At 70.2% G+C, this 7535-nt stretch carries 6 protein-coding genes; 3 read left to right on the top strand and 3 right to left on the bottom strand.

Annotation, left to right across the window (positions count from 1 at the left end; all coding sequences use genetic code 11):
- The 3 genes from HTZ82_RS16815 to HTZ82_RS16805 form a co-directional block, all read right to left on the bottom strand.
- Positions 1-958 (bottom strand): phosphatase PAP2 family protein (locus HTZ82_RS16815; RefSeq protein ID WP_175410206.1); only part of this gene is annotated, 958 nt, incomplete at its 3' end.
- Positions 959-994: 36 nt separating this feature from the next.
- Positions 995-2065 carry a LacI family DNA-binding transcriptional regulator gene (locus tag HTZ82_RS16810; protein WP_175410205.1) on the bottom strand — a complete coding sequence of 357 codons (1071 nt, stop codon included), beginning with the start codon at positions 2063-2065 and terminating at the stop codon, positions 995-997.
- A 25-nt stretch (positions 2066-2090) separates the two neighbouring features.
- Positions 2091-3806 (bottom strand): glycoside hydrolase family 13 protein, encoded by a 1716-nt coding sequence (locus HTZ82_RS16805; protein ID WP_175410204.1) that lies wholly within the window; start codon positions 3804-3806, stop codon positions 2091-2093.
- A gap of 307 nt (positions 3807-4113) precedes the next feature.
- On the opposite strand from HTZ82_RS16805, the gene HTZ82_RS16800 reads away from it, so the two are divergent.
- From HTZ82_RS16800 to HTZ82_RS16790, 3 genes are all read left to right on the top strand, one after another.
- Entirely contained in the window at positions 4114-5391 is a 1278-nt protein-coding gene (locus HTZ82_RS16800; protein WP_175410203.1) for an extracellular solute-binding protein, read from the top strand.
- Between the two features lie 93 nt (positions 5392-5484).
- Positions 5485-6471: a carbohydrate ABC transporter permease gene (locus HTZ82_RS16795; protein WP_175410202.1), complete on the top strand. Its 987-nt coding sequence runs from the start codon at positions 5485-5487 to the stop codon at positions 6469-6471.
- The gene (locus HTZ82_RS16790; RefSeq protein WP_175410201.1) at positions 6468-7418 is read left to right on the top strand and encodes a sugar ABC transporter permease; all 951 of its coding nucleotides are present in this window, start codon (positions 6468-6470) and stop codon (positions 7416-7418) included. Before HTZ82_RS16795 ends, HTZ82_RS16790 begins: the two co-directional genes overlap by 4 nt.
- The last annotated feature ends 117 nt before the right edge of the window (positions 7419-7535 follow it).

The raw sequence follows: 7535 nt of genomic DNA, 5'->3' as shown, positions 1-7535 counted from the left end.
ACGGGGCCTGGCCGGCGCCGACCGGCGACGCCGGCGCCTCCCCGGCGGGCTCGGCTGCGGCCGAAGTCCCCGAGGGCTCGGCGACCGGAGCCGCCGCGGGAGCAGCGGCCGCCGCAGGCGTGGACGCAACCGCCGCCGGCACGGGGCCCGCGGCCGGCTTCCGCGCAGCCGCGTACCGCGGCAGCCGGTGCGGCAGCGCCCCGTACCACGCGTACACGAGCCCGGCGCCGAAGCCGAGGCACAGGATCCCGCCGACGGCGTCCATCCAGAAGTGGTTGGCGGTCGCGACGATGACGACCAGCGTCGCCACCGGGTACAGCAGCCCCAGGATCCTCGCCCACGGCGCCCTGGCCAGCACGAAGACGGCCAGGCCGCACCAGAGCGACCAGCCGATGTGCATGGACGGCATCGCCGCGTACTGGTTCGACATGTGCTTCAGGTCACCGGAGGCCATCGAGCCCCACGTCTGGTGGACCAGCACCGTGTCGATGAAGTTCTCGCTCTCCATCAGCCGCGGCGGCGCCAGCGGATAGAGGTAGTAGCCGAGCAGCGCGACCGCCGTCGTGAGGAACAGCACCATGCGGCCCGCCGCGTAACGGCCCGGGTGCCACCGGTACAGCCACACGAGCACCGCGATGGTGACGACGAAGTGCAGCGTCGCGTAGTAGTAGTTCATCGTCACGATGAGCCAGTTCACCGAGTCCGCCGCGTGGTTGACGGCCTTCTCGAAGGCGAGGCCCAGGCTGTGCTCCGTACGCCAGATCCAGTCGGCGTTCCGCAGCGCCTGCGCCTTCTGCTCCGGTACCGCGTTGCGAATGAGCGAGTACACGCCGTAACTGACCGCGATGAGCAGGACCTCGAACCAGATACGGGGATGCCGCGGGGTGCGAAGCCGCCGCCACGCGGCCTGGCGTACCGCCGAACGGCCTTCCAACGCGGTCAAAGTCCTGTCATCCATGAGCGACGAGTCTGCCAGAAAGGTCCTTCGGCTCGATCATCCTTCAAACGGATTCTCATCGCCATCGGTCCGCCTCTCGGATGACCTCTGCCCCTGGGGCCCGGACGCGGTTGAACCGCGAACGACCAGCTCGGGCATGAAGACGAACTCGCTGTGCGGGGCGGGCGTTCCGCCGATCTCCTCCAGGAGCGCCCGCACGGCCGCCTGCCCCATCGCCTGCACGGGCTGGCGGATGGTGGTCAGCGGTGGGTCCGTGAAGGCTATGAGCGGGGAGTCGTCGAAGCCGACGACGGACACGTCCCGCGGCACGTGCAGGCCCTTCTGGCGGGCGGCCCGGATGGCGCCGAGCGCCATCATGTCGCTGGCGCAGACGATGGCCGTGCAGCCGCGCTCGATGAGCGACGCCGCCGCTGCCTGTCCGCCTTCGAGCGTGTACAGGGAGTGCTGGATCAGCTCCTCCGCCGCCTCGGGGGAGAGGCCGAGCCGCTCGCGCAGGCCGATGCGGAATCCCTCGATCTTGCGCAGTACCGGCACGAACCGCTTGGGGCCGACCGCGAGACCGATCCGGGTGTGCCCGAGCGAGGCGAGGTGGGTGACGGCGAGCTTCATCGCGGCCCGGTCGTCGGGGGAGACGAACGGCGCCTGGATGTGCGGTGAGAAGCCGTTGATGAGGACGAACGGGACGCCCTTGCCGCGGAGCTGGTCGTAGCGCTGGGTGTCCGCCGTGGTGTCGGCGTGCAGACCGGACACGAAGATGATCCCGGAGACGCCGCGCTCGACGAGCATCTCGGTCAGCTCGTCCTCGGTGGAGCCGCCGGGGGTCTGCGTCGCCAGCACGGGCGTGTAGCCCTGGCGTGTGAGGGCCTGGCCGATGACCTGGGCGAGGGCGGGGAAGATGGGGTTGTCGAGCTCGGGCGTGATGAGCCCGACGAGTCCGGCGCTGCGCTGACGGAGCCGTACGGGGCGTTCGTAGCCGAGCACGTCCAGTGCGGCAAGGACGGACTGGCGGGTGGCCGCGGCCACACCGGGCTTGCCGTTGAGCACGCGGCTGACTGTGGCTTCGCTGACCCCCGCCTGGGCTGCGATGTCGGCTAGCCGCGCGGTCATGTGGTGCGACTGTACCGGGCGCACGTCAGATTGCCCACCACGTGCAGGAGTCGGCCGGTACACGCACGGTTCCGTGCGTCGCGCCTGCCTGGGGCTGTGCCGGCGCCGAGTACGCGCCGGGCGCGGGCGTCGGGAAGTCCAGGCAGTCGGTGACGCTGGCGAACAGTACGCGGCCGCCGGGACCGCCCGGGCGCGGCAGGTCGACCGTCGCGCCGGTGGTGTTGACCACGCACACCACCCCGCTGCCGTCCTCCGCCCGCCGCCGGAACGCCAGCAGCCCCGGCGGCACGGGCAGCCACTCGACGCCCTCGCCCGCGCCGAGCGCCGGGTGCGTGCGGCGCAGGGCGAGCGCGGCGCGGTACAGCTCCAGCATCGAGGACGGGTCGCCGGTCTGCGCCTCGACCGACAGGGCGCCCCACCCCGGGGGTTGCGGCAGCCAGCTCCCGCCGGGCCCGAAGCCGTACGAGGCGCCCTGCTCGCTCCACGGCATCGGCACCCGGCAGCCGTCACGGAGCCCGTCCTGGCCGTCGCCGCGGTGGAACGCCGGGTCCTGGCGCACCTCGTCGGGCAGCTCCGCCACCTCGGGGAGGCCCAGCTCCTCGCCCTGGTAGAGGTACGCGGAGCCGGGCAGCGCCAGCATCAGCAGGGCCGCGGCCCTGGCCCGGCGCGGGCTGCCGTAGCGGGTGGTGTGGCGGACCACGTCGTGGTTGGACAGCACCCAGGTGGTGGGGGCGCCCACCGACGCGGTGGCCCGCAGCGAGTCGTCGATCACCCGGTGCAGGGCCGCCGCGTCCCACGGGCACTGGAGGTACTGGAAGTTGAACGCCTGGTGCAGCTCGTCGGGCCGTACGTACAGGGCGAGCCGCTCCGCGGACGGTGCCCACGCCTCGGCGACCGCGATGCGGTCACCGTCGTAGGAGTCGAGGAGCCGCCGCCAGCCCCGGTGGATCTCGTGGACGCCGTCCTGGTCGAAGAAGGGGAGCTGCTGCGAGCCGATCAGCCGTACCTGCTCGCGGTGGCCGATGTCGGGCAGCCCGGCGGCCTTCACCATGCCGTGGGCCACATCGATCCGGAACCCGTCCACGCCGAGGTCCAGCCAGAACCGCATCACGGACTCGAACTCGGCCCGCACCTCGCCGTTCTCCCAATTGAGGTCGGGCTGCTCCGGGGCGAAGAGGTGCAGGTACCACTGGCCGTCCGCGACCCGGGTCCACGCCGGGCCGCCGAACACGGACTCCCAGTCGTTGGGCGGCAGCTCACCGTCACGGCCTTTGCCGGGGCGGAAGTGATACCGCTCACGGCCGCGCCCGGCCAGCGCCTCCCGGAACCAGGGGTGCTGGTCGGACGTGTGGTTCGGGACGATGTCGACGATCAGGCGAAGGCCCAGCTCATGGGCGGTGCGGACCAGGGCGTCGGCGTCGGAGAGGTCCCCGAAGACCGGGTCGACGGCGCGGTAGTCCGCGACGTCGTAGCCGCCGTCGGCCTGCGGGGAGGCGTAGAAAGGAGTGAGCCACACCGCGTCCGCGCCCAGCCGGGCCAGGTGCGGCAGCCGCTCGCGGGCGCCGCGCAGGTCCCCGATGCCGTCGCCGTCGCTGTCCGCGAAGGACCGTACGTACACCTGGTAGATCACGGCGTCCCGCCACCAGGCGCGGCGTGCGGGCCGGCCGCGCTCCCGGCGGTGGTCCCGTGGTGCCTGGACGTCCTCCGGTGCCTGGACGGGTGAGGTGAGCTCATGGGCCATGTGCGCGGTGCCTCTCGGTCCGGAATGCGACGCTTCTGCAAGACGTGCTGAAAAGGCTTGCAGAGCCTTCCATCGTCAGGCAAGCCCCGTCGGAGGGGCGCACGGGAGCGGGTCGGGGGGCGCTGGGGCCGGTGTGTCAAGCGATGTGTCGGCAACCGTAGGGACACGCGGATGTAACGATCCCCGGGCCTTGCAGAAATTTGCCGCAAGGTCTTTCGGCGCGTTTTCATCCCTGTTACGTTCCTGGCAACCCGGCGCCCCGCGAAGGAGCGGTCTGCATCAACCGGGATCGTTCGAAGGAGTTCACATGCGGCGTGGCATAGCGGCCACCGCGCTGGTCGCGAGCCTGGCTCTCGCGGCGACGGCCTGCGGCGGCGACAGTGGCGACAAGGCCTCCGGGGGCCCGGTCACCATCACCTGGTGGGACACCTCGGATGCCACGAACGAGGCGCCGACCTACAAGAAGCTGATCGAGAAGTTCGAAGCGGCCAACAAGGACATCAAGGTCAAGTACCAGAACGTCCCGTTCGCCGAGGCCGAGCAGAAGTACAAGACGGCCGCCCAGGCCGGCAACGCCCCCGAGGTGCTGCGCGCCGACGTCGGCTGGACCGCCGGCCTCGCCGAGCTCCAGTACCTGGCCCCGCTCGACGGCACCCCCGCCGCCAAGGAGATCGGCTCCTTCAACCAGGGCCTGGTCGAGGGCGCCAAGGTGAACGGCAAGCTGTACGGCGTGCCGCAGGTCACCGACGCGCTCGCGCTCCTCTACAACAAGGAGGTCTTCGCGAAGGCCGGCGTCCAGCCGCCGAAGACCTGGGCCGAGCTGTCCACGGCCGCCAAGACCATCAAGGACAAGACCGGCGTCGACGGTATCTACCTCAACCCGGACAGCTACTTCGCCCTGCCGTTCCTGTACGGCGAGGGCGGCATGATGGTCGACACCGACAACAAGAAGATCACCGTCAACGACGCCGCCGGCCAGAAGGCCGTCCAGACCGTCGTCGACATGATCAAGAGCGGTGTCGCGGTCAAGCCGGACTACACCGACGGCTACAACAACATGCAGGCCGCCTTCAAGGACGGCAAGGTCGCCATGGTCGTCAACGGCCCGTGGTCCACGGCCGACGACCTGACCGGCAAGGCGTTCAAGAACAAGGACAACCTCGGTGTCGCCCCGGTCCCGGGCGGCAGCGCGGGCAAGGCCGGCACGCCCACCGGCGGCCACAACCTGGCCGTCTACAACGGCGCCGACGCCGCCCACAAGGAAGCCGCCCAGAAGTTCGTGGCCTTCATGACCTCCGCCGAGTCGCAGGAGTTCGCCGCCACCGAGACCGGTGTCCTGCCGACCCGTGACGACGCGTACACCGTCAAGGTCGTCGCCGACCCGATCCGCGCCGCGTTCAAGAACGTGCTCGCCGACTCCACCGCGCGTCCCGCCGTCTCCGGCGTCAGCGACATGTTCGCCGAGTGGACCAAGCAGTACGTCGAGATCCTCAAGGGCAACACCACCGTCGAGAAGGGCCTCGACACCACCGCCGAGAAGTGGAAGACCAACGTCAACTCCCTCAAGGAGTACTCGGTCGAGTGAGCCGCTCCGGCCCGGCCCGGCTCCCCTCCTGACAAGGGGGCCGGGCCGGGCCGGACCCGTACGCATTGAGGGACTTGAGGGAAAAGAACTTCCATGAAGACAGCCACCGCAGAACCCGCCACGGCCCAGCGGCCTGCCCGGGCAGGGCTGCTCACCCGTACGAAGCGCTCCTACGACCGGCACTGGTACGCCTGGGCCATGGTGCTGCCGGTGGTCCTGGTCATCGGTGTGCTCATCGCCTATCCGCTGGGCCGGGGCATCTACCTGTCGTTCACCGACGCCAACGAACTCAACGTCGCCAAGCAGCTCGGCGCGACCGAGATCCCCGCCACCTACCAGTTCGTCGGCCTCGACAACTACTGGCGGGTCCTGTCCGGCGCCGACGGCGAGTTCTACCCCAAGCTGTGGTGGACCGTCGTGTGGACCGCGTCCTGCGTGTTCTTCCACTACACCATCGGCCTGGGCCTGGCCCTGCTGCTCAACCGCAAGGTCAGGGGCCGCTCCCTGTACCGGGTGCTGCTCATCCTGCCGTGGGCGGTGCCCGCCTTCGTCGCCACGTACATCTGGCGCATGATGTACAACTCCGAGTCCGGTGTCTTCAACGCCGTCCTCGGCACGCTGGGCCTCGGCCCCGTCGACTGGCTCGGCGACACCCTCATGCAGAAGGTCGCCGTCATCGGCGTCAACGTCTGGCTCGGCGTCCCGTTCATGATGGTCGCCGTACTCGGCGGCCTGCAGTCCATCTCCAGTGAGCAGTACGAGGCGGCCGAGATGGACGGCGCGAGCCCCTGGCAGCGGTTCCGCCACGTCACCCTGCCGGGACTGCGCCCGGTCAGCGGCACCGTGATCCTGCTCGGCACCATCTGGACCTTCAACATGTTCCCGATCATCTACCTGATGCTCGGTGAGGCCAACGCCCTGCACAGCGAGATCCTCGTGACCTACGCCTACCGGCTGGCATTCGGCTCCGTACGCGACTACGCGGGCGCCGCCACCTACGGAATCATCATCCTCTCCATGCTCCTCGTCTTCGCCGTCTTCTACCGGCGGCTGCTCACCCGTCAGGAGGCCGCCCGATGAGCACGGCGACCGAACCCCGGAACGCACCGGGGAAGAAGACCGCGGCAGCAGACGCGCACGGCACCACCGGAACCCGCGGCGCGGGCCGCCACGGCGCGCCGCGCCGCAAGGTGCGCGGCCGCGAGGAGCGCTCCCCGCTCGCCTCGGCAGGACTCCACGCGGCGCTGATCGCGGCCAGCGTCGTCGCGGTCTTCCCCATCGCCTACATGGTGTTCATCTCGCTGCGCGGCCGGAACGGCTGGACCAGACCGACCAGCGTCGACGGCGGCCTGGAGATCACCAACTACACGTATGTGCTGACGGAGACCGAGTTCCTGCGCTGGTTCGGCAACTCGGTGCTCGTCGCCGCCGGAACGACGCTGATCGGCGTGTTCGTCGCCGCCTCCACCGGCTACGCCATCTCGCGGATGCGGTTCCCCGGCCACAAGTCGCTGATGTGGGTCCTGCTCGTCACGCAGATGTTCCCGGTGGCGGTGCTGATCGTCGCCCTCTACAACATCCTCGGCGGAATGGGCCTGCTCGACTCGTACCTGGGGCTGATCCTCACGTACTGCTCGGTGTCCGTGCCGTTCTGCGCGTGGATGATGAAGGGCTACTTCGACACCATCCCGCACGAGATCGACGAGGCCGGACGCGTCGACGGACTCACGCCGTTCGGCACCTTCTACCGGCTGATCCTGCCGCTGGCCAAGCCCGGCCTCGCCGTGACGGCCTTCTACTCCTTCCTCACCGCGTGGGGCGAGGTCGCCTTCGCCCGCGCCTTCCTGTCCAGCGACTCCATGCTCACCCTCTCCGTCGGCCTGCAGAGCTTCATCGGCCAGCACAAGGCGGAGTGGGGCTACCTCACCGCCTGCGCGGTGATCATCACCGTTCCGGCGGGCCTGGTGTTCCTCCTGGTCCAGCGCAACCTCGTCGCCGGACTCACGGCGGGCGGCACCAAGGGCTGACGCCCGGCCCCCGCCCGTCACCGCGCACACGACCACGACCACGACGGCGGTGCCGGCCGGCCCGGCAGCCCCACGGCCCGGTCCCGGCCCGGCACCGCACCCATCCCCATCCACTCC

It is taken from the genome of Streptomyces sp. TRM64462 (assembly GCF_013362995.1).
In the GTDB taxonomy this organism is placed as follows: domain Bacteria; phylum Actinomycetota; class Actinomycetes; order Streptomycetales; family Streptomycetaceae; genus Streptomyces.
This window is presented reverse-complemented; position numbering and strand designations above follow the sequence as displayed.

Bases quoted from the DNA above. Each gene is read 5' to 3' on its own strand.
- HTZ82_RS16810 (WP_175410205.1), bottom strand. From the start codon at position 2,065: ATGACCGCGCGGCTAGCCGACATCGCAGCCCAGGCGGGGGTCAGCGAA.
- HTZ82_RS16790 (WP_175410201.1), top strand. From the start codon at position 6,468: ATGAGCACGGCGACCGAACCCCGGAACGCACCGGGGAAGAAGACCGCG.
- HTZ82_RS16800 (WP_175410203.1), top strand. From the start codon at position 4,114: ATGCGGCGTGGCATAGCGGCCACCGCGCTGGTCGCGAGCCTGGCTCTC.
- HTZ82_RS16795 (WP_175410202.1), top strand. From the start codon at position 5,485: ATGAAGACAGCCACCGCAGAACCCGCCACGGCCCAGCGGCCTGCCCGG.
- HTZ82_RS16805 (WP_175410204.1), bottom strand. From the start codon at position 3,806: ATGGCCCATGAGCTCACCTCACCCGTCCAGGCACCGGAGGACGTCCAG.